The organism is Radicibacter daui (assembly GCA_030657355.1).
GTDB lineage: Bacteria > Pseudomonadota > Alphaproteobacteria > Radicibacterales > Radicibacteraceae > Radicibacter > Radicibacter daui.
The window spans coordinates 100,281-124,448 of sequence record CP131057.1 but is presented as its reverse complement, the minus strand read 5'-3'; the positions used below and the strand labels follow the sequence as shown (position 1 = coordinate 124,448).

At 61.0% G+C, this 24,168-nt stretch carries 19 protein-coding genes; 13 read left to right on the top strand and 6 right to left on the bottom strand.

The window, feature by feature from the left end:
- Positions 1-29 precede the first annotated feature (29 nt).
- Positions 30-308 (top strand): CopG family ribbon-helix-helix protein, encoded by a 279-nt coding sequence (locus QTL98_RS20385; protein ID WP_445682661.1) that lies wholly within the window; start codon positions 30-32, stop codon positions 306-308.
- Positions 296-589: a type II toxin-antitoxin system RelE/ParE family toxin gene (locus QTL98_RS20380; protein WP_445682660.1), complete on the top strand. Its 294-nt coding sequence runs from the start codon at positions 296-298 to the stop codon at positions 587-589. Before QTL98_RS20385 ends, QTL98_RS20380 begins: the two co-directional genes overlap by 13 nt.
- Before the next feature lie 21 nt (positions 590-610).
- Here the strand turns inward: QTL98_RS20380 and QTL98_RS20375 are convergent, their stop codons facing one another.
- On the bottom strand, positions 611-1,063 hold the full coding sequence (locus QTL98_RS20375; protein WP_445682659.1) for a TspO/MBR family protein: 453 nt from the start codon (positions 1,061-1,063) through the stop codon (positions 611-613).
- A 124-nt stretch (positions 1,064-1,187) separates the two neighbouring features.
- Here QTL98_RS20375 and QTL98_RS20370 point away from each other — a divergent pair, with 124 nt between their 5' ends.
- Complete coding sequence (locus QTL98_RS20370; RefSeq protein ID WP_445682658.1) at positions 1,188-2,093, top strand: formate/nitrite transporter family protein; 906 nt, start codon at positions 1,188-1,190, stop codon at positions 2,091-2,093.
- Between the two features lie 7 nt (positions 2,094-2,100).
- On the opposite strand, the gene QTL98_RS20365 is transcribed toward QTL98_RS20370, so the two are convergent.
- The 4 genes from QTL98_RS20365 to QTL98_RS20350 form a co-directional block, all read right to left on the bottom strand.
- Complete coding sequence (locus QTL98_RS20365; protein ID WP_445682657.1) at positions 2,101-4,419, bottom strand: FdhF/YdeP family oxidoreductase; 2,319 nt, start codon at positions 4,417-4,419, stop codon at positions 2,101-2,103.
- Positions 4,420-4,484: 65 nt separating this feature from the next.
- A complete protein-coding gene (locus QTL98_RS20360) occupies positions 4,485-6,593 on the bottom strand; it encodes a catalase (RefSeq protein ID WP_445682656.1) in 2,109 nt (702 codons plus the stop codon).
- 257 nt (positions 6,594-6,850) lie between these two features.
- Entirely contained in the window at positions 6,851-7,918 is a 1,068-nt protein-coding gene (locus tag QTL98_RS20355; protein WP_445682655.1) for an LLM class flavin-dependent oxidoreductase, read from the bottom strand.
- 131 nt (positions 7,919-8,049) lie between these two features.
- A complete protein-coding gene (locus QTL98_RS20350) occupies positions 8,050-8,664 on the bottom strand; it encodes an FMN-dependent NADH-azoreductase (protein WP_445682654.1) in 615 nt (204 codons plus the stop codon).
- A 137-nt stretch (positions 8,665-8,801) separates the two neighbouring features.
- Here QTL98_RS20350 and QTL98_RS20345 point away from each other — a divergent pair, with 137 nt between their 5' ends.
- From QTL98_RS20345 to QTL98_RS20315, 7 genes are all read left to right on the top strand, one after another.
- Positions 8,802-9,764: a LysR family transcriptional regulator gene (locus tag QTL98_RS20345; protein ID WP_445682653.1), complete on the top strand. Its 963-nt coding sequence runs from the start codon at positions 8,802-8,804 to the stop codon at positions 9,762-9,764.
- Positions 9,765-10,195: 431 nt separating this feature from the next.
- On the top strand, positions 10,196-11,068 hold the full coding sequence (locus QTL98_RS20340; RefSeq protein ID WP_445682652.1) for a phosphoribosyltransferase-like protein: 873 nt from the start codon (positions 10,196-10,198) through the stop codon (positions 11,066-11,068).
- Positions 11,068-11,433, top strand: coding sequence for a hypothetical protein (locus QTL98_RS20335; protein ID WP_445682651.1), 366 nt, complete (start codon positions 11,068-11,070; stop codon positions 11,431-11,433). The genes QTL98_RS20340 and QTL98_RS20335 overlap by 1 nt, the downstream gene beginning before the upstream one ends.
- 235 nt (positions 11,434-11,668) lie before the next feature.
- Complete coding sequence (locus QTL98_RS20330) at positions 11,669-12,760, top strand: reverse transcriptase domain-containing protein (protein ID WP_445682650.1); 1,092 nt, start codon at positions 11,669-11,671, stop codon at positions 12,758-12,760.
- A gap of 550 nt (positions 12,761-13,310) precedes the next feature.
- On the top strand, positions 13,311-14,396 hold the full coding sequence (locus QTL98_RS20325) for a Gfo/Idh/MocA family protein (RefSeq protein WP_445682649.1): 1,086 nt from the start codon (positions 13,311-13,313) through the stop codon (positions 14,394-14,396).
- Positions 14,393-15,493 (top strand): DegT/DnrJ/EryC1/StrS family aminotransferase, encoded by a 1,101-nt coding sequence (locus tag QTL98_RS20320; protein WP_445682648.1) that lies wholly within the window; start codon positions 14,393-14,395, stop codon positions 15,491-15,493. The genes QTL98_RS20325 and QTL98_RS20320 overlap by 4 nt, the downstream gene beginning before the upstream one ends.
- The gene (locus tag QTL98_RS20315) at positions 15,490-16,947 is read left to right on the top strand and encodes a glycosyltransferase family protein (RefSeq protein ID WP_445682647.1); all 1,458 of its coding nucleotides are present in this window, start codon (positions 15,490-15,492) and stop codon (positions 16,945-16,947) included. The genes QTL98_RS20320 and QTL98_RS20315 overlap by 4 nt, the downstream gene beginning before the upstream one ends.
- Positions 16,948-16,968: 21 nt before the next feature.
- On the opposite strand, the gene QTL98_RS20310 is transcribed toward QTL98_RS20315, so the two are convergent.
- Positions 16,969-18,012, bottom strand: a complete 1,044-nt coding sequence (locus tag QTL98_RS20310) for a S1 family peptidase (RefSeq protein WP_445682646.1) — start codon at positions 18,010-18,012, stop codon at positions 16,969-16,971.
- Between the two features lie 103 nt (positions 18,013-18,115).
- Here QTL98_RS20310 and QTL98_RS20305 point away from each other — a divergent pair, with 103 nt between their 5' ends.
- From QTL98_RS20305 to QTL98_RS20295, 3 genes are all read left to right on the top strand, one after another.
- Positions 18,116-19,678, top strand: a complete 1,563-nt coding sequence (locus QTL98_RS20305; RefSeq protein ID WP_445682645.1) for a VWA domain-containing protein — start codon at positions 18,116-18,118, stop codon at positions 19,676-19,678.
- Positions 19,675-21,009: a hypothetical protein gene (locus QTL98_RS20300; protein ID WP_445682644.1), complete on the top strand. Its 1,335-nt coding sequence runs from the start codon at positions 19,675-19,677 to the stop codon at positions 21,007-21,009. The genes QTL98_RS20305 and QTL98_RS20300 overlap by 4 nt, the downstream gene beginning before the upstream one ends.
- 87 nt (positions 21,010-21,096) lie before the next feature.
- Entirely contained in the window at positions 21,097-24,159 is a 3,063-nt protein-coding gene (locus QTL98_RS20295) for a virulence factor SrfB (RefSeq protein ID WP_445682643.1), read from the top strand.
- Positions 24,160-24,168 lie beyond the last annotated feature (9 nt).

Sequence of the window (24,168 nt, the reverse complement as noted above, 5' to 3'; positions counted from 1 at the left end):
GTCAAAGGTATTACCCTCAGGAGGCTTCGATGCCTGCCCCCACATCTGTCAAACTGGATGATGCGCTGAAGGACCGTGTGCAGCAACTTGCCGCCCGCCGGCAGCGCTCGACCCATTGGGTTTTGCGCGAGGCAATCGAGCAATATGTCGAGCGGGAGGAAAAGCAGGAGGCCTTTCGGCAGGATGCCCTTTCCGCATGGGAACATTACAGGCGCACCGGCAAGCACGTCACTGCTGCAGAAGCCGACGCGTGGCTGGAGAAGCTTGAAGCCGGGGAAGATGCGGAGCCGCCCTCTTGCCACGACTGATCTGGACAGCCGGGGCGCTCACCGACATCCAGCGGCTCTATCGCTTTCTTGCTGTTAAAGATCCCGATGCGGCACGACGTGCCGTTGAGGCAATACGCCAACAAACACGAATACTGGCTGCACAACCGCACCTCGGTCGCCCTGCTGACGGCATGGCGGAACCCTTTCGCGAATGGCTGGTCGATTTTGGCAATAGCGGTTATGCCGTCCGCTACCGCATTTCAGACGATGCCATTGTGATGCTTGCCGTAAGGCACTTTCGGGAGGCCGGTTACCTGTAACCAGCCGGGACCTGGCTCCCCTCAGTTAAGCACCAGCAGCGATCCATTCAGCAGCGAGGCAAAGGCTACCCACAGCGCGTAGGGCAGGAAGAGCAGCGCCACCACGCGCTCCCGGCGCCAGGCGAGCGCCATAATGGCGAGGATCGTCACCAGCAGCGCGAGGATAACGGCAAGGCCGGCCGCCATCAGATGCGCGCCGAAGAAGGTGGGCGACCACAGGAAATTAAGCGCCAGCTGCACGCCCCACAGCTTCATGAGGAGGCTGCCGCGCAGCCCGCGCCACAACCGCCAGCCGGCAATCGCAATCAGGATATAAAGCAGCGTCCAGGCCGGCGGAAAGACCCAGGCCGGCGGCGTAAAGACAGGCTTCACCAGCCCGACATACCACTCGCCCGGCGTCATCACATAGCCGATGACCAGCCCGCCGCCGAGCACGAGCAGAAGAAACAGGGCAAGCGACAGGCTGTTTTTCATGGTGGTCGTTCTTTCCGGTTTCGCGGGGCTGGCCGGCTGCGCTTGCGGACGGCACGCAACCTTTCTGCCCCGCCCGCTGTATTGACTGTCAGGACAAGGTACGCTCGCCCGAAAGGAAACGCCCATGCCGCAAAAAGGCAAGGACGACGCACGACGCCCCCGTTCCGCCCCCAGGGGGCATGACGAGGGACAGGAAGCCAACCATCTGAGCGAAAAGGAAAAAGAGGAAGTCGACGAGCACGCCAAGCTGCGCCCGGTTGCCGTCTATGAGATCGTGCGCCAGGAGGGCGAAGGTGAACTTGCCCGGCCGACCAGCAGCCTTGTCTGGTCTGGCCTCAGCGCCGGCCTTTCCATCGGTTTTTCCGTCTATACCCAGGCGACGCTGCGCGAATATCTGCCCGACGCCGGCTGGCGGCCGCTGGTGGAGTGCTGGGGTTATGCGGTGGGCTTCCTCATCGTCATTCTTGCCCGCCAGCAGCTTTTCACCGAAATCACCCTGACGGCGATGCTGCCCTTCCTTGCCAAGCCGGACAAGGCAGGCGCTCTCGGCATCGCCCGGCTGTGGGCGCTGGTCTTCGGGGCCAATCTGATCGGCACGGCCCTCTTTGGCGCGGGCATTGCCATCGATGCGATGCACACGCCAGATATCCGCGCCGCAGCACTGGAAATCGCCCGCGAGGCGATCGACCTGCCCGTTAGCTACATGTTCCTGCGTGCCATCGCCGCCGGCTGGCTGGTGGCGACCGTGGTGTGGCTGCTGCCTTCGGCGGGCGGAGCGGGTTTTGCCGTCATCGCCCTTCTCACCTACCTCATCGCCCTTTTCCACCTCTCCCACATCGTCGCCGGCTCGGTGGAAGCCTTCTCCCTCATCTTTACCGGCGCACTTGGTCCCTGGCAGGCCATCACCCACTTCTTCCTGCCGGTCACCGCCGGCAACATTATTGGCGGCAGCGCACTCTTTGCCCTCGTCAGCTACGCCCAGATCGCGCGCGAACTGGACGAGCCGGCCGGGGACAAAAAACCGAAGTGACGGCGCCCTACTCCGGCAGAATGACGACAGGCGATCCCTTGTAGGCCGGCGTCTTGGAGTGTTTCTCGTGGTAGGCGAGCGGCACCAGCGGGTTGAGTTCGGGGTAATATCCCGCAACACAGCCCGGCGGCAGGTCATAGGCCGTAACGGCAAGGCCGCTCACCCGGAGATCGATACCATCCGCGATATCGCACACCAGCGTCACACGCTGGCCTTCGGCAAGGCCCAGCCGCCGCATCTCGTCGCGGTTGATCAGCACGATATCCCGCCCGCCTTCAAGCCCGCGCAGCCGGTCGGAAAAGCCGTAGATCGTGGTGTTGAACTGGTCGTTGGAGCGCAGGGTCACCAGTGTCATCCGCCCCGGAGAGGCCGCGGTTATCCCCGCTTCCTCTCCCAGGGCGGAAATCGTGGTCGGCTCGGTAAACTGCGCCTTGCCGCTTTCGGTCTTCCAGCTGCGCCCGCGCGCCGGATTGCCGCGATAAAAGCCGCCCGGCTGCAGAAGCCGTTCGTTAAAATCGTGAAATTCCTCAGGATAGGTGCGGGCAATCAGATCGCGGATCAGGTCATAATTGCCGGTCCAGTCATCCCAGCGCTGTGTGGCACTGGCCGGCAGCGTCGCTTTTGCCATGCCGCAGACGATGGCGACTTCCGAGCGAAGCTCCCCCTCCGGCGGCCTGGCATTGCCGATGGAGCCATAGATATGGCTAAGCGAATCTTCCATGGAGACCGCCTGCGGCCCGGACAGCTGTTCGTCCCTGTCCGTTCGCCCGAGGCAGGGCAGGATGTAGGAGACCTCGCCCGGCACGAGATGTGAGCGGTTGAGCTTGGTTGCCACATGCACGCTGAGCCGCAGGCCGGACCACGCCTCCTCGATACGCGTCCTGTCCGGCAAGGCGCGCAGCAGGTTGCCGCCCAGCGAGATCATTGCCTTTACCGAGCCATCCAGAATGCCCTCGCACGCCTCGACGGCATTGCGCCCCTTCTGTCGCGGCGCGGTGAAGGCAAACATCTCTTCAAGCTTTTTCAGCGGCACGAGATCCGGCTTTTCCGCGATCCCGACGGTGCGCTGCCCCTGAACGTTGGAATGCCCGCGCACCGGCGAGATGCCGGCCCCCGGTCGGCCCATATTCCCGCGCAGGAGCAACAGGTTCACCAGCATGCCGAGATTGAGCCAGCCATTGACATGCTGGGTAAGGCCCATGCCGTAAATGCCGATCACCTTTTCGGCGCCCAGATAGATATCGGCCGCCCGGGAGATCATCTCCCGGGTCAGGCCGGAATGCGCCTCGATCTCCTCCCAGCCCGTCGCCTCCACGGCCGCGCGCATGGTCTCGAAGCCGCTGGTTTCCCGGGCAATGAAGTCCTGGTCAAGCACCGTGCCCGGCGCCTTTTCCTCGGCCGCCAGCACGCATTTGATCATGCCGGCCAGCACGGCGATGTCACCGCCGGGAAGCAGCTGGAAATATTCCTCGGAGATCTGCGTCGCCTTGCCGACCGTCATCTGCACGGGGTTTTGCGTATCGACAAATTCAATGAGGCCTCGCTCGCGCAGCGGGTTGAAAGTCACGATCCGGCAGCCGCGTTCCACAGCGGATTTCAGCTGGTGCAGGAAACGCGGGCTGTTGGTGCCGGTATTCTGGCCGAAAAAGAAAATGGCATCGCACTCTTCAAAATCCTCGAGCGTGCAGGTGCCAACCGGCGTGCCGATAAAGGTCTTGAGGTTAACCGACGTCGTCTCGTGGCACATGTTGGACGATTGCGGCAGGTTGTTGTGGCCATAGAGGCGGGCAAACAGCGCATAGAGGTACGAAGCCTCCAGCCCGGCATGGCCGGAGGCATAAAAAACCGCCTCCTGCGGATCGATCGCCCGCAGCTCCCGGCCAATTGCCTCGAACGCCTCCTGCCAGCTCACCGGGTAATAGCGGTCGCTCGCCGCGGCATACCGCAGGGGGTGCGTCAGCCGCCCGGCGCGTTCAAGGTCATGGTCGTGCCACCCCCTGAGTTCCTTGACGCTGTGTTCGGCGAAAAACGCCGGGGTCACGCGCTTGGGGGTGATCTCCCACAATGTAGCCTTGGCACCGTTTTCGCAAAATTCGAACAGGTGCGGCTTGGCGGGCTTGGCCCAGGCGCAGGAGGTACACATCACCCCTCCCGGCTTGTTGAGTTTTGCCAGCACCTTGAGGGCAAGCGGGGAGTTGCGTTCTTCGCCAAAAATTCGGGCAATGCCCCTCAGCGACCCCCATCCCCCCGTCGGATGATCATATTCGGGGGTCTGCGGATCGTGGCCTGTCGCAGAGTGCTCGGGCGTTTTGGACGTAACGGCCATGGCGGCCTCCTCAAGGCTGGGGCTTGCAGGACGTTCTCGGGACGTGGGGGGCGGGGCCGGCTGCGTTACGCCAGCATCCGCACCTTCGGCTCACGCGCCCAGTGCCGCCTGCCGGCCACCGACCCGAACTTCTCCGGCGGCACCACCGCCTCATCGGGCATCACCCCGGCTTTCTCCAGCAGCGGCCTTGCGCCTTCATTGACGGCAATCGCCTTGCAATGCGCGAACGCATCCATGGCGAACTGCACGGCGGCCCCCTCGCCCATCAACATCTTGCAGCCCTCCGGCGACAGGATGATCGCCACCGCATCGAACAGCACGGAGGGTGAGCCGGCCAGTTGACCGTCTGCCGCCATGGTGCTGCCACCGGCAAACGTCACCTCGCCGACTTTCGGCGAGACGATGAACGGGGTGCCGCCCTTGTCCTTGATGGCCTTGAGAACGGCCTTTACCTCTCCGGCCGGGGAGCCGTCGGCCACCAGCACGCCGAAGGTGCCACCCTTCAGACTGTCGCGCTCGCGCGGGCCGCCGATGATGCGCACCGCGGGGGAGGTGCCGAGATCCTGAACCGGCGCGGCTGCCGGAGAGGCATCGGGCACCTCCATGCCCAGCCCCTGCGCCACGCGCCTTGCCAGTTCGCCATCGACATTCACAAGATTGGCCAGAATGCGGGTGCGCACATGCGTGAGCCCCACCTTGGAAAGTTCAAACACCACGGCTGAGGCGAGATGCGCCTGCTCCGCCGTATCCAGTGAGCGGAAAAAGAGCCGTGCCTGGCTGTAATGGTCGGCAAAACTCTCCGGCCTGAGGCGCAGCTTGTCGCCCTGCTCCTGCCGGGCCGCACGCCCGGCAACACTCCTGAAGCCGGTATGCGGGCATTCGCGCGGGCCGCCCTCCTCGCCCGCTTCGGCAAGGCTGTTGGGTTCGTAATTCGCCCGGCCGGAAAATTGCTGCATCTGCATCTGCGCATCGCGCTGGAAATTCATCATCGGGCATTTCGGCGCGTTGATGGATATCTGGGTAAAATTGGGCGACCCCAGCCGTTTCAGCTGGGTGTCGAGATAGGAAAACAGCCGCCCCTGCAGCAGCGGATCGTTGGTAAAATCGATACCAGGCACGATGTTGGCGGGGCAGTAGGCAACCTGCTCGGTTTCGGCAAAGAAGTTATCGGGGTTACGGTCCAGCACCATGCGCCCGATCACGCGCACCGGCACGATCTCTTCGGGGATGATCTTGGTCGGGTCCAGCACGTCATAAGGCAGGCTGTCCGCCAGTTCCTCGTCAAAGGCCTGGATGCCCAGCTCCCATTCCGGATGGTCGCCGCGCGATATCGCCTCAAAGAGATCGCGGCGCTGGAAATCCGGATCGGCGCCCGCCAGCTTGACCGCCTCATCCCATGAGGTGGAGGCAAGGCCCTGCTTCGGTTTCCAGTGAAATTTAACCAGCGTTACCTTGCCCTCGGCATTCACCAGCCGGAAGGTATGGATACCGAAACCTTCCATGGTGCGCAGCGAGCGCGGGATCGCCCGGTCCGACATCGCCCACATGATCATGTGGGTGGCCTCCGGCATCAGCGAAATGAAGTCCCAGAAGGTGTCATGGGCAGAGGCCGCCTGCGGGAAACCGCGATCCGCCTCCATCTTTACCGAGTGGATGAGGTCCGGAAACTTGATCGCGTCCTGGATGAAGAAAACCGGGATGTTGTTGCCCACAAGGTCCCAGTTGCCTTCCTTTGTGTAGAACTTGACGGCGAAGCCGCGCACATCGCGCGGCGTATCGACCGACCCGGCACCGCCGGCGACGGTTGAAAAGCGGGTAAAGAGCGGCGTCTTTTCGCCGGCGCGCTGAAAAAGATCGGCGCTGGTGAGATCCGACAGGCTCTCATAAAGCTCGAAATAACCATGAGCGGCAGAGCCGCGCGCATGCACGATGCGCTCGGGAATACGCTCATGATCGAAGTGGAAGATCTTTTCGCGCAGCACGAAATCTTCCAGCAGCACCGGACCACGCGCGCCCGCCTTCAACTGGTTCTGGTTGTCCGAAACCGGGATGCCCTGGCTGGTGGTCAGCCGGGAGATTGTTTCGGCCTTCCCGCCCGGCGTCCGCTTGTCGCCGACCTGCTGGTGAAGTTCGCCGCCCTTGCCGGACGCCTGCACATTGTCCTGTCGAGCCATGACCTGATCTCTCCGTCGCTTCGGCGTTGTCGCAAGGACCGGAGGCAGGCAGCCCGAAAGCGGGGCGCTTTTCTGGCAGATCGACAGTATCAGAACGGCCCTGATGCCGGCCTGAAGCGCGCTGCCCCGATCATCCGTGCGATGGCACTTGTGGCGTGCCGGAACCGCTCAAGGGTTCCTTTGACGCCAACAACGGGCAGCAGGGATTGTTCCGGATGAATATTCCGGCGTGCGGCTCCAGGGCGGCCGTTTTCAGGTCAGGAGGAAGACAGGCTCGCTGTAGCGGCGCTGGCGCCCGCCGCCTTGCGCAGCTCCGGTGCCACGCGGGTACCAAGCAGCTCAATGGCTTTCATCAGCTTCTTATGCTCGTAAACGCCGATCCCCATCTGGATGAGGATGCGGTCAAAGCCGAAGATCTGGTAATTGGCGAGGATCTTGTCCGTCACCTCCGCCGGGCTGCCGACGAAGAGCGCGCCGTCCGGCCCGCGCGAGGCATCGAAATGCCCCCGGTTGGTCGGCCCCCAGCCGCGTTCGCGGCCAATGCGGTTCATCACTTCGGCCTGCGGAGCATAGAAGGTGTCGCAGGCATCCTGCGTGGTCTCGCCCACGAAGCCATGCACGTTGATGGAGGTCTTGAGCATCTCGCGCTTGTGCCCGGCGCGCTCGGCCATCTGGCGATAAAGGCCGAAGAGCGGCGCAAAGCGCGCCGGCTCGCCGCCGATGATGGCAAGCGCCAGCGGCAGGCCCAGCATGCCGGCCCGCGCCACCGATTGCGGCGTGCCGCCAACGGCAATCCAGAGCGGCAGTTTTTCGCCATAGGGGCGCGGATAGACGCCCCGGCTATTGATCGGCGGTGTGTGCTGCCCGCCGGGCCAGGTGATGGTTTCGCCGTCATTAAGCCGCATCAAGAGCTCGAGCTTTTCGGCAAACAGCGTGTCGTAATCATCGAGGTCGTAACCGAAGAGCGGAAAGCTCTCGATGAAGGAACCGCGCCCGGCCATGATTTCGGCCCGGCCTTCGCTGAGATTATCCAGCATGGAAAACTGCTGGTAGACCCGCACCGGATCGTCCGAGCTCAGCACCGATACCGCGCTCGTCAGGCGGATGCGCGAGGTTTGTGTGGCAGCGGCGGCCAGGGCAACAGCGGGGGAGGAGACGGCATAATCCGGCCGGTGATGTTCCCCGAGGCCGAACACATCAAGCCCCACCTCCTCGGCCAGCTTGATCTCTTCCACCAGCTGGCGCAGGCGCAGGGAAGGCGTCGTCACCGCGCCGGTCACCGGGTCCTTGCCGACATCGCCGAAGGTATAGAGGCCGATTTCCATGGGGTGCTTCCTTGCCGTGGCCTTCTTGTCTTGGCCTTGAAGATGCGAGAAGGCCGGCAGGGCGCTGAGTGCACCCTGCCGGCCCTTATCAACTACCAGTCCCGATGGAGAAATTCACCGGGCTTGCCGCCTCAGGCAGCCCTGGCAGCAAGCTCGGCCAGCTGCGCGGTCGCGGCAGCCACGGCGGCGTCGCGCGCTTCCGGGCCGAAGCCCAGCTTCTCGGCACGCACGAAGGTTACATCGCTGATGCCGATGAAACCCAGCATGCCGCGCAGGTGCGGCTCCTGGCTGTCCATGATCATCGCCGGGCCTTCGCTGTAGAGGCCGCCACGGGTCTCGATGACGATGGCGCGCTTGCCGGTCACCAGGCCCTCGGGGCCCTTCTCGGTGTAGCGGAAGGTAACGCCGGCACGCAGCACATGGTCAAACCAGGCCTTGAGCGTGGTGGGGATGCCGAAATTATACATCGGCGCGCCGATGATGATGACGTCGGCCGCCTTCAGCTCTTCCACCAGCGTGTCGGACAGCTGGCGAATGGCAACCTGCGCCGGGGTGGCGGGCTCGCCACGCAGGGCGGAAACACCGTCCTGCGTCAGATGCGGCAGCGGATCGGTGGCGAGATCGCGCTCGACAACGGTAGCCGACGGATCGGCGGCGGTGAGCTTGGCAATCGCCGTCTTCACCAGTTCATTGGAAACGGAGGCGCCGGCAACGGCGCTGCTGGTCAGGGCTAGGATCCGGGACATGATCACTACACCATCCTTTGTAGTTAACTGTCCTGAACCTAGTGGTTCACGCCGCGCATCAGAATGGGCATAATTGGCATTATTCTGTTGCACAAACAGGAACAGCGATGCCCCCCCCCGGGCGCGGAGTGACGGTGATGACGGACCTTGAAGACATCAAGAGCCTCATTGAGGTGATCGAATGCGGTGGCTTCAACCGCGCCGCCATTCGCCTCGGTGTTTCCAAATCCATCGTCAGCCGCCGCATCGCCCGGCTGGAGACGGAGCTGGGCACCCGGCTTCTGAGCCGCACCACGCGCGGCATCAGCCCCACCGAAGCCGGCCTTGAACTCAAGATGCGCGGCGAGCGCATCCTCAAGGAACTGGACGAGGCCCGGCAGGCCGTTGCCTGCCAGACCGGCGCGGTAACCGGCAGCCTGCGCCTTTCGGTGCCGCTGTCTTTCGGCGTGCGCCATGTGGCGCCGGTGCTGGCGGAACTTGCCCGCCGCCACCCGCAGCTGGAGCTGGATGTTTCCTACAGCGACCGGCTGGTGGATGTGATCGCCGACCGGCTCGATGCCGTCATCCGCATCAGCACCCTGCCGGATTCAAGCCTGATTGCCCGCCGCATCGCCCCCATCCGCTCGGCTCTGGTGGCAAGCCCCGCCTATCTGGAAGCGCACGGCACCCCGCATCACCCTGCCGACCTCTCGGGCCACGAGTGCCTCATCTATACCGGCCGCACCCAGCCCGACTGGCGTTTCTTCTCCGGCAAGAAGCCTATTTCCTTCCGCCCGCAGGGCCGCCTGCATTCCGACAGCGGCGAAGCCATCCGCCAGTGGGCGATTGCCGGCCTCGGCATCGCCCAGTCGCCCGCCTTCCTTGTCGCCGACAGTTTTCCCAAGCGCGAACTGGTGCCGCTGCTGACCGACTACCCCCAGCCGGCCAGCGAGCTTTACGTGCTGCGCCCGCCCGGCGCTCATGTCGCTGGCAAGGTGCGCGCGCTTATCGACATCATGGTGGAATCGTTCGGCAAGGAACCATTCTGGGATCCCTGCCTGATGGCCGGGCACGGCCTTGTCGATGGCACAGTGGAAGCGCCCGGCGAGGCGGCGGAATAATCGCCGCTGAAGAACACCTGCTGGCGCCCATTACCATGTCGCGTCTATGACGCACTTCGCCAGGAAACCAACCTGGGACTTGGTAGCCTCTACAACTGCGTGTCTCCGGCCGGTTTTGCACGCCTGTGAGAATGTTTTGTGACATCACCGTGCTTCCATTCCGGAGCTCCGGCTGATGATGAAGATTTTCGGGTTCTGAAGGCTCTTGGGCACTCAGTCCCTTTCAGACGACGGGAGAGATTTGGAGAGCACCGGCGCGGCGAATGCTGTTCAGGAAACGGGAGAAATCGGTAGAGTCGTCTTCATGTCCTATGATTTCCTTTTCCCGGCAGGAAAGAAGCTGAGAAATGTGACATTCACAAAAGGGCGAGCGTTCGATAAACTCAGACTGTAACAATAATCCAGTAATTACGCGGTTCGGAGCTAAGAGTATGTCCGCTGAGGAAGATACTATAGATCGCAGCTCGACACGGTTAGACACGGCCACATTCATTACGATTTTAAAATTATGCCAAAATCAACCCTGGTTAGAGAAAAAACAAAGCGAGCTTTCGGAGACTATTGAAATTTGCTCATCTTTGGGTGAGCAAAAACTAATTTGTGATTTATTATCTAGATTTACTTACATATCTCAAGATAAGTTAAAAAAAGATCTCGATCTGATGGCCGATAAAATCACTAGCGAATGGAAGCTTGATTATAAAAATACAATAATATCATCCATTAATAACGAAAAATATGCAGATAGCTCATCTGCGATGCTATGGTTGCTAAAATCTAGAATGGCTCAATTCGACGGCTGGCATACCGGAAATTTTATAGCAGGACTACAAAACGCGCTCGATAGCACACCAGATTCCGGAGCTATAATATTATTAGACGAATTTGTGGGAACGGGAGATTCAGTAACAAGAGCAATATCTTGGATACAGAAAAATCCACTTTTCCAAACAAAGAAAATCGAAATTTATGTTTGTGTTTTAGCTGCTATGGCAGAAAGTGAGAGTAATATAAAGAAATTTAATATCAAATACTTCGCATCAAATTGGATGAAAAAGGGTATAAGTGACCATTATATCGGGACCGACCTTCAAAATGCGTTAAACTGCATGAACAATATTGAATCTAAACTTAATAAAAAAAATGGACGAAAATCTATAACTCTATACAAACTTGGATACAAAAAATCTGAAAGTACTTATCTATTTGAGAACGGCAATCCACCAAATAATGTATTTCCTATATTTTGGTGGAACAAATTGCGAGATGGAAGAAAATGGAATCCCATACTTAGGAGAATATAATGTATCAGTCATTTGAAATAGAAATACTAAAAACACTTTATCAGAAACAGGATTGGGTAAATGTATATTACTTTCATGAAAAATACCTTCTTTCGGCGGGACAAATATCAAATTTTATAAGAAGATATGGCAAATTTGAAATAATAAATTTCAAAAATTACGAGATAAAATTGACAGCAAAAGGAATAAATTGGTTAATAGCAAATAGACGGCACATTTTTTTGACAAAGAAAAATCGGCACTGGGCGTATTTTAAAGCCGACCCCAAGTTAAAAATTGGTGATCCATATTTGCCGAACCTCCATTCTATAAGTCACCAATTGCGTAAAAAGTCAGGCATTGCGCCGAATGCGGATCAACAGTAGAATAAAATGAGGGGTCTTGGAACGATAGCGCTTAGAGGCGCATTCGCCTCGGCCATTTAGGCTCGCGTTAAGCACTGCGGATTAGCGCCGGTCGTAACCGCCCGGGCAAATCCGCTTGCTCTTGCAGATGCAAATCTACGGATCACCATTCCCTAGGGGGAATGATGCCCGTAGAAGTGAATCTACGATTATATAGGTAGGTATCGCTCCAGACCCCCACCCTAAGAAACAAAAAATGACAAACACTTTAGAAATCGTGTCAAAGTGGGAAGAATTTTTTGAAAATCGCGCAAAGAAAAAGCGCTATTTAATAGAAAACTATATGTCGTATGTCAGAAAGCTAACGACCTCAAATTTGCCCCCAATATTTGAAATAAATCATCTATCAGAACTAACCGGCGTGAATTCATCGAAAATCGCCGGCATGATCTCGAATACTAATACATTCTACAGAGAGTTTCGCCTCCCGAAACGTAGAGGTGGATTTCGTAGCATCAGTGTACCGTCCCCTAGTTTACTGTACACTCAAAGATGGATACTAGAAAACATTCTTTCTAAAATGCCAATATCCCCTCATGCACATGGATTTATTAGCCAGAAATCTATACTGACAAATGCTGAGCAACATATTGGGAAAAAATTTTTGCTAAAAATGGATATCGAAGATTTTTTTGGAACAATAAAAATTAGACGAGGAATATATGAATTTATAAAAATGGGATATACACCAAATGTTGCGTACTATCTTTCAGCGATATGCTTTAAAGACGGAAGTCTACCGCAGGGGGCTGCAACAAGCCCCTATTTAAGCAACATAATTTCAAGAAAAATAGATAAGCGTCTATCTGCAGTTTCGTCAAAACTCGATATAAATTACACTAGATACGCTGATGATTTGTCATTCTCTTCTCAAAATCCGCTGAATGGATTTGAAAAAATTGTTGAGGGCATACTTATATCTGAAGGATTCTTTCCAAATAGGAAAAAAACTTTCATATCAGGACCCACCACAAAGAAAGTAGTTACGGGGATATCCATTTCCACCGGCGCCCCTAAAATCCCCCGAGAAACCATAAGGGAAATAAAACGGGATAGTTATTTCATACTTAAATTCGGCTATATAGAACACCAAAAAAATACAGGCACATTTGACCCGTTGGAAATAGATCGCTTGCTAGGACGCGTATCTTTTTGGCTTTTTGTCGAGCCAAATAATGACACCGCAAAAAAAATTAACCATGATCTTAGAGGTTATATTAAGCGGATAGCATCAACTGACGATAAGTTGGAAGAGCTAATTATTGACCCTATTTTTTCCGAAGATTGAAATATTTTGTTCTATTTTAAACACAGAGACAGTAATTCGCTGACAATCGCCTCCTTTGGCTGTTTGCGGATACCGTCCCGCAAGGCGTTCTGTGCTTTATATCTCGGCCCTGAAGCGGCGACAGCATTGTGCTCGGCAAGGAACCGTTCCGAGATGCCAGCCTGATTGTGACTCAGCCACGTTCCGCCAGATAGAAACAAGTTGATAAAGGCAGTAAATAGGATATTTTACCTATCCATTCTCTTCCGATCATCTCGCCGAAGGGAGGCTGCTACGGACTGCCCCAGCTTCATCCGCCAGACCCTGTCCCTTCCTTTTCACCCGCCGGTGTGCGCCCGGAACAGACCCCCGGAATGTTGGCATCTGTTGACATTGGTGGACATCTGGTGGTCTGCCGAGCCAACAAAAGCCCACGCAAGGCCTCCGCCTTGCCAACCGGAGCACGGCACCTCAACCGGGCAGACAAGCCACTGGACGGCGCGGCGGCTTGCTTTCATGATAGCCAAGATAAATCAATTAATTATTCGCTCATTACTGTTAGGGGGGCGTCGTGCTGGGCTTTGCCTTGATCGGGTGCGGACGTATCGGGATCCGCCATGCCGAACTGCTGGCCGCCGGCGCCATCGAAGGCGCGCGCCTTACGGCTGTGTGCGATATCCAGCGCGACCGGGCGAAGGAGTTCGGCGAAAAATTCGGCGTGCCCTACTTCCAGCATGCCGAAGACATGCTGATGCATATGGGGGACAAGGTGGATGTCGTCTCCATCCTCACCCCCAGCGGCAACCATGCCGAGCTGACGGTCAAGCTCGCCCGCTTCGGCAAGCACATCATCGTTGAAAAGCCGATGGCGCTGACGCTGGAAGATGCGGATGACATGATCCGCGCCTGCGACCAGAGCGGCATCAAGCTCTTCGTCGTCAAGCAGAACCGCTGCAACGTGCCGGTGGTGAAAACCCGCGAAGCCTTTGAGGCCGGGCGTTTCGGCAAGATGGTGATGGGCACGGTGCGCGTGCGCTGGATGCGCGACCAGTCCTATTACGATCAGGATAGCTGGCGCGGCACGTGGGAGCAGGATGGCGGCGTGTTCGCCAACCAGGCGAGCCACCATGTCGACCTGCTGGAATGGTTCCTCGGCGAGCCTGTTTCGGTTTACGCAACGGCGCGGACGGCGCTGGCAAAAATCGAGACAGAAGATACCGGCGTTGCCGTCATCCGTTTTCGCGGCGGCGCCATCGGCGTGGTGGAAGCCACCACCGCCGTACGGCCGAAGAATCTGGAAGGCTCGCTCTCGCTGATGGGGGAGACCGGCACGGTCGAGATCGGCGGTTTTGCCGTCAACGAAATCAAAACCTGGGCCTTTAGCAATCCGGTGCCGGAAGATGGCGAGATCACGCAGAAATTCTCGGTGAACCCGCCGGATGTCTATGGCTTCGGCCACCGCGCCTATCTCAATAATTGCGTCGCAACCATCCGCGACGGCGGCCATGCCCTGGTCGATGGCCTTGAAGGCCGCAAATCGCTGGAGCTGATTGCCGCCATCTATGAATCGATTGCCACCGGCCAGGAAATAAAGCTGCGGTTCGAAACCGCACACAGCAAGCTTGGCCGCCATCTGGTGGGAGGAAACCGGTCATGAGCGCAATCCCCTTCGTTAATCTGAAACGCCAGATCGACAGCATTCGCGGCGAGATCGATGCCGCCATTGCCGGCGTCATCGACAGCAACGCCTTTATCAACGGCCCGCAGGTCGCGGCCTTCGAGAACGATTTCATCTCGGCGCAGGGCGGGTTTTTTGGCCATGGCTGCGCCAACGGCACCGCCGCGCTGCATCTGGCGCTGGAACTGGCGGGCGTCGGCCCGGGTGATGAAGTCATCGTGCCGGCGCACAGCTTCGTGGCAACGGCAGAAGCCGTGATCCATGCCGGCGCCACCCCGGTTTTTGCCGATATCCGCCCCAGCGATTACACGCTGGACCCGGACCGGCTTTCCCCCGGTCCGCGCACTCGAGCCATCATGCCGGTACATATCTACGGCACTGCCGCCGATGTCGACGGCATTCGCGCGGTGACGGATACCTATCACCTGACGCTGATCGAGGATGCCGCCCAGGCTCATCTCGCCACGCTCGACCGGCGCGGCCTTGGCACCATCGGCGATTTCGGCTGCTTCAGCTTCTACCCGGGCAAAAACCTCGGCGCCTTCGGCGATGCCGGCTTCGTCATGACGCGGGATGAGGATCAGGCCAAGCGCCTGCGCATGCTGCTCGACCATGGCCGCATCTCGAAATATGAGCACACGCAGGTCGGCTACAATTACCGGCTCGATACTTTGCAGGCGGCCATCCTGTCGGCCAAGCTGCCGCATCTGGCCGAGTGGACGCGCCAGCGCCGCACCCTTGCCACGCATTATGACGGGCGCCTCAAGCAGGCCGGCTTCAAGACCATTGAGCCGATGAAGGGCGCAAACCCCTGTTATCACCTCTATGTGGTGGAGACCTCCAACCGGGATGAGGTGATGAAGCATCTCTCCGCCAAGGGCGTCGGCCATGGGGTGCATTATCCGGTGCCGCTCCACCTGCAGCCCTGCTTCAAGGAGCTGGGTTATCGCAAGGGCGACCTGCCGGTGACGGAGCGCATCTCGCAGCGGGTGCTGAGCTTGCCGATGTGCGGCTCCACCACGCTGGATGAGGCGGAGAAGGCCGTCGAGGCGTTCCTGGAAGTGGCGAAGCCGTGACTTCACCCTTCGCCCACCTCAAGGTTCTTTACGCCTACCACACCAGCCCCGCCTACATGCAGGCAACCCGCCTGTCGCCGTATCAGGTCGATTGCGGGCCGTTTTATGAGGACAGGTTCGAGGGCGGGCGCTGCCTCAGCCTCAAGACGCCCGCCGGCAGCTATGACATGGCCGCCGTCGTGGCCCGCCTGCCGGCCGAGCAGAAGCCCGACCTCATCGTCATAAAGTCGGACGCCACGCGCTCCAACATGCCGGCCAACCTTGGCGCGATCCCGTGCCCCAAGGTGCTGATCGTCGGCGATACGCAGCACATGCAAACGCCGCTGCGCACCATGACGGCCTATGCCCGTTCGGAGCCCTTCACCCTTGTGGTGACGGACCATGGCCGCCGGCCGCTGCACTTCTTTGCCGAAGCCGGGGTTGAAAACGCCTACTGGCTGCCGGGCTTCAACCTCACCCTGCATCCGGTCACGCCGCCGCCGCAGCTTGCCCCCATCGTCACTTTCGTGGGGCAGGCAGGCGATCTGCACCCGGTGCGCCGTCACCTCATCGAGGCGATGCAGGCAACCGACCTGCCGCTGCGCACGGGCAGCGCGCCGCAGCCGGTTGCCGCGCAGGCCTATGCCACTTCGCAGGTCAACTTCAACTGCTCGCTCAATGGCGACGTTAATCTGCGCGTCTTCGAGGTGCTGGCCCATGGCGGCATGCTGCTGACCGATGCGCTGCGCCCGCAGGCCGGGCTGGAAGCCCTTTTTGACGTTGGTAGCGAGCTCCTGACCTATGACGGGCCGACGCCGCTGGTCGCGACGGTTCGCTCGCTTCTCGCCGATCCGGCGCTTTGCCGCCGCATCGCCGCTGCCGGCGCCGCGCGCCTGAAGCGCGAGCATCTGCCACAGCATCGTTTCGAGCAGATGGCCGCGCTTGTTAGCGGCGGCAGCCTTTCCGGCCCCTTCCCAGCCAGTTGGGACCGGCGGGTCAGCACCTTTGCAGAGCGCGCCGCGCCGCTGCTCGATCTGCGCCTTGCGGCCTACGAGTTCCTGCAGGGCGTCAACCGCGTCGCCATCAAGCTGGAGACGGGCTTCCTGCCCGGCCTTGACCCGGTTTTTGCCGCCGATGCGGCGGATCTCTCCCGCCTCAATGTCCACGCCCAGCGGGACGCGGACAGGGCGGAGGTAACGGCGCTTTACGAAAGCGCCGGTGTTGCCGGCCAGATCGCGCTGGCCCCGGTGCTGCCCGATGTGCTGAAGGGCGGTTTCATTGCCGGTGGCGTCGCCGATCTCGGCAACGGCACTCTGGCTGCGGCGCTGGACCGCCTTGCGCCACGCTTCGTGCTGATCGCCGACCTGCCGCATGACCACCGCAACCGCGCGCAGGTGGACGAGGCGATGGCCCGGCGGGGTTATAGCCCCATCGGCGATGCCGTCTCGGCCTGGCAGAAGCAGGATGGCGGCTGAAAACGCAACCGCTGTTGCCCATCAGCTGCTGGGGCAGTCACGCTCGTCAAGGGCAAGTTTGCCACCGCTCTGGGCGAGGAACCCATTCATAGCTACCGATGTCTGGGCGTAGGAAACGCGCCCAGACTGTTCGGCATCGACGGCAATGAAAGTATTGACTCCGAGCACCCTGCCGCAGGTATCGACCAGCGGGCCGCCGGAGTTCCCTTGGAGGATCGAGGCGGTATGGACGAGCACCGGCACACCCTGCGGCGAGGTCAATGACGACTGGATCACCCCCTGAGTCAGGTTGAGGTCGGGCGCCGCCTGGGCATCCCCGGCAACCAGCCGGCGGAATCCGGGGTCGTTCTGCAAGGTAAGGCCTGGATAACCCGCCGCGACCACGGCCGTCAGCTTGCTGTCCCGACTTGTCAGCGGCAGCACAGCCGGCGCCGCACCCTCCAGCAGCTTTACCAATGCGAAGTCGGCCGCACCGGGCTGCCCCTCCGGAGACTTGCGCAGCACCTGTCCGGCACGGGCCTGCCCGAGACTGCGGCTTGCGATCAGAACCTTGCCGTCCTTCGATCCCTCCACCGCATGACGATTGGTCACCAGCAGATTAGGTGCCACAAAAAAGCCGGTGGCGACGGTCGTGTCCGACAGCACAAGGACCGTCGCCCCCTCGAGCCGATCGGCCAATTCGTTGATCGGCAATATCCGCAGCGGTCCGTCCGCGGGCGCCACGAGCGGCGCGGGTGCCGCTGCAGCCCCGTCTTCCAATCGTTGCCCCGGCGGACATAACAGCGTTGGATCGGCCGCCCTGGCATCGGCGATGGCCTTTTCAAGCACCTCCACTTCGGACTGAAGCTGTGCCGCGCGGGATGTCACTTCAGCGGAAAGCGCCGCCTGCGGGGCTGGTATGATCTTTTCGATCACCGGCGGCTGACGCAGCCACTCCATCCAGGCTGCAACCCCCAGGAGCAGGAGCAGCAGCAAAACCATCAGCAAGAGCCACGCCCGCCGACCCGGCACCGCGGCCCAGAAACCCCTTTCGGGGATGGCCTGTCCGGTCGCTGTGTCGCCCATGCTCGACGCCCCCAAAAGAAGTTCGTCCCCGTCTTGTGGGACTAAGGGGTAAACCCTACACTCCACACGAATTTCTTGCCAAGCATGAGGCGTAATACTCCCGATGGCAGACAGGCTGATCGTAACAAGTCCGACAAATGGATATCGACAGCTCGGCGTTCATGGGCAGGCAGTAGTCAATTCGCACCGGCAACTGACCGCCATCCTGGCAAACCGACTCTCTCCTCGCCATGCCGCCCTTTTTGCGCTGCCGCGCCTTGACCCAAAAGGTCAGCGCATCGACTGGTACACCTCACTTGACGGCGAGATCCGCCCCATCACGCAGCTGGATCCGGATGCCCAGGCCGCGCTGCGGCAGGACGCCGACCGGATGACGGCGGAAATCCGCACCCTGTGTGAATCACTCGTCAAGGGCGGAGGCACCGGCGAACTGGTGGGGCGCATGCTGTCGCTGGCTCTCGTCAGCCCAGGCCCGGATTTCCTCTACCGTGTCGGGGGACAACCCGTCCTGGCCATGTGGGGACACGAGGGCGAAACTGTGGGAACGGCGCCGCTGGCACCTCTTCCGCCCGCGACCACGCCCGCGGCGCCGCCGGCCGCGGCGTCTCAGGCCGAAATCGCCAGCGCGCTGGGCGCTCACCCGGCTCGCCGGGGGTTATGGGGCTGGCTGCTCTGGCTGCTGCCTCTGTTGCTGCTCCTGCTGCTCCTGCTGCTGCTGCTCAAGGCCTGCCAACCGCTGGCCCCGGTGGTCGTTGAGATCCCTGACCCCAATCCGCCCGCCGTGCCGATTGATCCGACGGCTGATCTGGAGGCCCGTCTGCAAACCCTGCGCGACGAACAGGCCGGGCTCGATCAGCAAAAACAGGCCTTTCTGGATCGCTGCGTCCCGGAAGCTCCGACGCCCGAGCATGCGGAAGACCTGCCCCCGGGCCCGCCCCCCGCGCTCGCCGAGGCACCGCCCGCGCAGCCGTCCGCTCCCGAAGCGCCGGCCGCCCCCCCGCCCCGCCAGGAACATCAATCCCCCTCTGCCCGCTCCCAGACCCCGCCAGCCCAGCAACCTCCCGCAACACAGAGCTGCAGATTGCCGTATGGCCCCGGTGATGAACCCGAGGTTGTCGTAATCGTCGATGGCTCAGGCAGCATGAAGGAGAATTTTGCCGGCGGCGATACGCGCATCAACCAGGCCCGCCGCTCGATCGCCAACATGGTCAAGGGCCTGCCGCCGGGTGTCGATGTCGGGCTCGTGGATTTCCGGGGCTGCGAAAATGTGCGCCGCGACAAATTCTACTCCGATAACGAACGTGGCCAGCTGCTCGGTGAGGTCAATGGCCTCAGCCCCTGGGGCGGCACGCCCCTTGCCCGGTCCATCGAACGGGCCGGAAACATTGTCTCCGGCGACGTCGAATCGGTCATCGTCGTGGTCTCGGATGGAGAAGAGAGCTGTGGCGGCGATCCGTGTGCCGCCGCGATGGCCCTGAAGCGGGCCAAGCCCAACGCCGTAGTCAATGTTGTGGACATTTCCGGTGATGCCAAGGGCCGTGCCGTGGCGCAGTGCATCGCTCAAAGTACAAGGGGCGAAGTGCTGAAACCCAACTCTCCGGCGGACTTCACCCGCAAGATTCAGGAAGCGACGAACCTGCCCGACATGAGGGCCTGCACACCATGAGGCTTGGCGCTGTCCTTGCAGCCGAACCGGCTCGCCACTATCAGCCGATCGGCATTCACGGCCAGCCGGTGGCCGACTCCCATATCCAGCTCAAGGCCGCTGTCAGCCAGCGCTTCGGCGCCCGTCATGCCGCGATATTCTCCCGGCCGGACCAGGATGCGCGGGACGAAAGCATTCGCTGGGTATCCGAGGCCTTCGGCACGGCCCGGCGCTGGAGCGAACTCTCGCCCGAAGAGCAGACCCGCACCGCCATGGCGCTGGAGGAAATCCGGGCGGACCTCGCAGGCTATGCCAACGAAATCCGTTCCAGCAGTCATGACCCCAGCGCCCTCAGTTTCGCCGCTCTGATCGAAAGCGCGGTTGCAATCCCCAGTTTCGAGCATATTCACCTCGTCGGCGACCAGCCCGTTCTCAGCTTCTGGGGTTTCCGGTCCGCGAATGGCGACGTGGTGACACGCTTCGTCCTGCCTTCCGGCGCGGTTGCGGGTCAGGCCGCCTCCGGTCCCGCAACGCTCGCGGCACAGCTGGCAGCCACTTCGCCCTGGTGGCGGCGCTGGCTGTTGCCGCTCCTGCTGCTGCTTGCCCTGCTGCTCGCCTGGCTGCTGCTGGCCCGATCCTGCACCGTTCCGATTGAACTGCCCGCCGTTCCGCTTCCGTCGAACCCCCAAGCGTCGCCGGCAGCCCCCGACGCCGTCACGCTCACACCGCCGCAAACCGGGCCCGCAGGCACGCTCACCTTGCCGTCCGCTCCCGCAGGAGAAGGGTCCGGGCCGGCCGTCAACGACCTTCCTGCCGTTGTGGACCCGCAAGCCGCCGACCCCACATCGCCGCCGCCCGCCCCCCCTGACCCGGCTCAGGATACGCCGAACACGCCACCCGTGCCGTCGACCCCAGCGCCTGAGGCGGCACCGGCAACCGTCCCTCCCCCGCCTTCTCCCGACGCGCCACCGGGAGAAGCGATGCAAATTCCGCCGGATGCCGCCGCAGAGGGAAATGTTGCTTTCCTCGAAGGGCTCTGGCGTTCACAGCGCGGGCTCATCGACAACAGTACCGGCGAAGCGCTGACCCAATATTACCGCTTCGGCGCCGATGGGCAGGGTGAAACCATCATCCGGCGAGCCGATGGCAGCGAATGCAAGGCTCCGGCGGTCGGCAGTTTCAGGAATGGCCAGCTGGTGCTGGAGGAGCAGGGGAACCTCACCTGCCCTGACGGCCGAACCTATGACCAGTCTCACATTCAGTGCGGACGCACGGCCAGCGGACTGACGTCGTGCGACGGCATCAATCCCGATGGCAGTCACTATCGGGTGGGGTTGGAGAATCCGCAATGATCACAAGCCATTTACCGGCCCCTTGTTGGGTGCCGCTACAATCGGTTATGCAGAACTGAGATCGCTCTACAACTTTCCGGTGCCCCTATGCCTCTCGCCGAGCTGAGCCATTTTCACGATAGTGTACCGATCATCCCGGAAAGCGGCCTGCAATTCCTGGATTTCGGCATCCGTGTCGCGAAGGATGGCCCCACGCCGGTGCGCTGGGGCTTTTACGCCGACAAGACCTGGCCGCTGACAGGGACTGACCTGCCGCAGCTTGTAGAGCGTGAGGTTGCCGGCGAAACCGCAGGGTCCGGCCGCATCACCTGCGAAGTCGATCTCAGGGATATCGAGGCGCTCTTCGCGGAGCAGTGGATGCCGCTGCCGCTCCTGCGGCGCAATATCGACAGCAATTTCTTCCGGGGACCGACCAACTGGGCGCGCGTCTTCCTCCACAAATTGCCGGAGCCCGACCTGGACGGTCACACCCATCGCATCACCCTCGCCCTGGACACCCGGCTCGTCCCCTTCATCGAGGAGGAGGCCTATGTCGCCCCCGAGCCGACGGATGCCAAGAACGGTCGCCCCTTCGCCTTGCCCTCTTACCGGGACGCCATGGACTGGTACCTGCAGGAGGAGTGGGTCCGCGACTGGTGCATAGAAGCCGGCAAGGATCTTGTCGAAAAGCATGAGCGCAAGGCCGCCAAGGGCCGGCCCGTCCCTCCGCCCACCGTGGAACAGGTACAGGCCTGGATGGTGGAAGAGGGCAAACCGATGCTGCATCTGGCAGCCTATCGGGCCTATCTGGACTGGCTGCATGCCTCGGGCGTCCTGCCGACCATCGTCATCGTTGACCGGGCGACCGAAGGCCATGCCACCCCGATTGATGTCGATCTGGTTCTTGACCTCGGCAATTCGCGGACCTGCGGATTGCTGATCGAAGCCGACCCGAGCGAAATGGCCGCCGACATCACCAACGCCGTCAAGCTCAAGCTGCGCGATCTCACGCAGCCCTACAATGTCTATAGCGACCCATTTGCCAGCCGCATCGAATTCAGCCGGGCCAGCTTCGGCCGCGATCACCTGTCCCTGCGCTCGGGCCTTGCCGATCGTTTTTCCTGGCCGAGCATTGTGCGTGTCGGCCCGGAAGCGGCCCGCCTTGCCGGCTTACGCCGCGGCAGCGAAGGGGCTTCCGGACTCTCCAGCCCCAAACGTTACCTGTGGGATGAGGACGCACGGCGCGACAGCTGGCGTTTCAACAGTCCCTTCATCGCCGGTGAACAATCGGACATCGCAACAGGCGTGGCCTTCACCACGCTCGTCAATGATCTCGGGGAAGCGCTGCACCGGGTGGAACAGGGACCAGGCCTGCCCATCGAAAACAGCTTTCCCTCCATCCGTGCGCTGTATGCCCGCCGCAATCTCATGTCCTTTACCCTGGCCGAGATCATCCTTCAGGCCTTGTGCATGATGAACTCCGCCGCCCACCGGGTGCGCCGCGCCGCCAACGAGCGTCTGCCCCGACGGCTCAGGCGGCTGATCATGACCATGCCGACCGCCATGCCGCTGGCCGAACGGCAAATCCTTTCCGAACAGGCGAAGGTCGCCTGCGAGCTGGCCTATATGGCGCTCGGCCTCGCCTCGCTGGAGACTGACGAGAACGGCCAGCCGGTGGTGCATTATGCCCAGGACGTTCGCCGGGCCGCGGATCAGCCGGCACAGGGGCCGGAGGTTCGCCTGCAATGGGACGAGGCAAGTGCAACGCAGGCGATCTATTTCTATACACAGATCGCGCTCAACTATTCCGGTGACGCCCGCGCTTTCTTCGACACCATGCGCCACCCCGTCAATCGCAGTGACCCGGCCTTCAAGGACGGGCTCCGGGTCGCCACTCTCGATGTTGGCGGGGGCACGACCGATCTTGTCATCACTAGCCTTGCCGTGGATGGGCGTGGTGCCAACGTCACCGTCTCGCCAACGCAGCTTTTCCGCGAAGGATTCACCCTTGCCGGCGACGATGCCGTGCAGCAGGTGGTGCGCGAACATCTGCTCTCCCCGCTGCGGCGCCACCTTGCCAACGGACCGCTCGGCCCGGAGCGCACGGAGGCGGTCCTGTCCCAGCTCTTTGGCGGCGACCGCGGCGACATGAAGGTGATCGAACAGTTGCGGCGCCAGCAATTCGCCAGCCAGATTGCCGCCCCGATCGCCATCGAGCTGCTCTCAGCCTATGAGCAGGCCGTGCCTGCGGCCTCTCCATCGGTCGAACGGCGCCCCTTCGCCAGCTTCTTTCCCGATGCCGACACGCGGCCCACGGTGCTGATCGAGTACGTTAATGGCGAAATCCGCAAGGCGGGCGATCCGGGATTCGACCTGATGGCGTTGGAAATTCCGGTCGATGTGGCCGAGATCGACCGCACCGTACGGTCTGTTTTCCAGGAAATGATGCAGGCGCTGGGGGAAATGGTCTGGCGCTTCCGCTGCGATGTGCTGCTGCTTTCCGGACGTCCGTCACGGCTCCCGGCCATCGCTGGGCTGTTGCAGGAATCCGGATGCCTGCCCCCCTCACGCATTATCCCCCTGCACCGCTTCCGCGTTGGCGGCTGGTATCCCTTCCGCGATGCCCGCGCAACCATCGCCGATCCCAAGACCACGGCTGCGGTTGGCGCGATGATATGCCTGCTTTCGGAAGGCCAGTTGCCCAACTTCAATTTCAGGGCCGATCTTCTGCATCCGGCATCGACGGCACGGTATTTCGGCAAGCTCGATCGCAGCAGCCGACTACTGAAGGATGACGAGTTCTTCGCTGACATGCATCTGGAAGACCCCGACTGGGAGCTGCCGGAGACTGGTGTCGAGTTTCGCGGCCCGATGCCGCTCGGCTTCCGGCAAATGGCCGCCGACTGGTGGCCGGCCACCCGTCTTTACAGCCTTGCCTATGCCGAGGATGCGCCGATCAGCCAGCTCCAGCAGCGTACCCCGCTGACAGTGCGGTTGCGCCGTGACCGCAGCGGCGACAAACGCAAACGCGTCATCGACAAGTTCACCATCGGCCGTGTGACGGACAGGGATGAGAAATCGGTGGATCCAGGCCAGCTTCGACTGCGACTGCAGACCATCGACAATCAGTTGGGCTACTGGCTCGACACCGGCATTTTCCTGGATCAGTGAGCGGAAACG

Excerpts from the sequence above, each read along its gene's own strand:
- QTL98_RS20385 (WP_445682661.1), top strand. The coding sequence starts at position 30 with ATGCCTGCCCCCACATCTGTCAAACTGGATGATGCGCTGAAGGACCGT.
- QTL98_RS20375 (WP_445682659.1), bottom strand. The coding sequence starts at position 1,063 with ATGAAAAACAGCCTGTCGCTTGCCCTGTTTCTTCTGCTCGTGCTCGGC.
- QTL98_RS20370 (WP_445682658.1), top strand. The coding sequence starts at position 1,188 with ATGCCGCAAAAAGGCAAGGACGACGCACGACGCCCCCGTTCCGCCCCC.
- QTL98_RS20365 (WP_445682657.1), bottom strand. The coding sequence starts at position 4,419 with ATGGCCGTTACGTCCAAAACGCCCGAGCACTCTGCGACAGGCCACGAT.
- QTL98_RS20360 (WP_445682656.1), bottom strand. The coding sequence starts at position 6,593 with ATGGCTCGACAGGACAATGTGCAGGCGTCCGGCAAGGGCGGCGAACTT.
- QTL98_RS20355 (WP_445682655.1), bottom strand. The coding sequence starts at position 7,918 with ATGGAAATCGGCCTCTATACCTTCGGCGATGTCGGCAAGGACCCGGTG.
- QTL98_RS20350 (WP_445682654.1), bottom strand. The coding sequence starts at position 8,664 with ATGTCCCGGATCCTAGCCCTGACCAGCAGCGCCGTTGCCGGCGCCTCC.
- QTL98_RS20345 (WP_445682653.1), top strand. The coding sequence starts at position 8,802 with ATGACGGACCTTGAAGACATCAAGAGCCTCATTGAGGTGATCGAATGC.
- QTL98_RS20340 (WP_445682652.1), top strand. The coding sequence starts at position 10,196 with ATGTCCGCTGAGGAAGATACTATAGATCGCAGCTCGACACGGTTAGAC.
- QTL98_RS20335 (WP_445682651.1), top strand. The coding sequence starts at position 11,068 with ATGTATCAGTCATTTGAAATAGAAATACTAAAAACACTTTATCAGAAA.
- QTL98_RS20330 (WP_445682650.1), top strand. The coding sequence starts at position 11,669 with ATGACAAACACTTTAGAAATCGTGTCAAAGTGGGAAGAATTTTTTGAA.
- QTL98_RS20320 (WP_445682648.1), top strand. The coding sequence starts at position 14,393 with ATGAGCGCAATCCCCTTCGTTAATCTGAAACGCCAGATCGACAGCATT.
- QTL98_RS20310 (WP_445682646.1), bottom strand. The coding sequence starts at position 18,012 with ATGGGCGACACAGCGACCGGACAGGCCATCCCCGAAAGGGGTTTCTGG.
- QTL98_RS20305 (WP_445682645.1), top strand. The coding sequence starts at position 18,116 with ATGGCAGACAGGCTGATCGTAACAAGTCCGACAAATGGATATCGACAG.
- QTL98_RS20300 (WP_445682644.1), top strand. The coding sequence starts at position 19,675 with ATGAGGCTTGGCGCTGTCCTTGCAGCCGAACCGGCTCGCCACTATCAG.
- QTL98_RS20295 (WP_445682643.1), top strand. The coding sequence starts at position 21,097 with ATGCCTCTCGCCGAGCTGAGCCATTTTCACGATAGTGTACCGATCATC.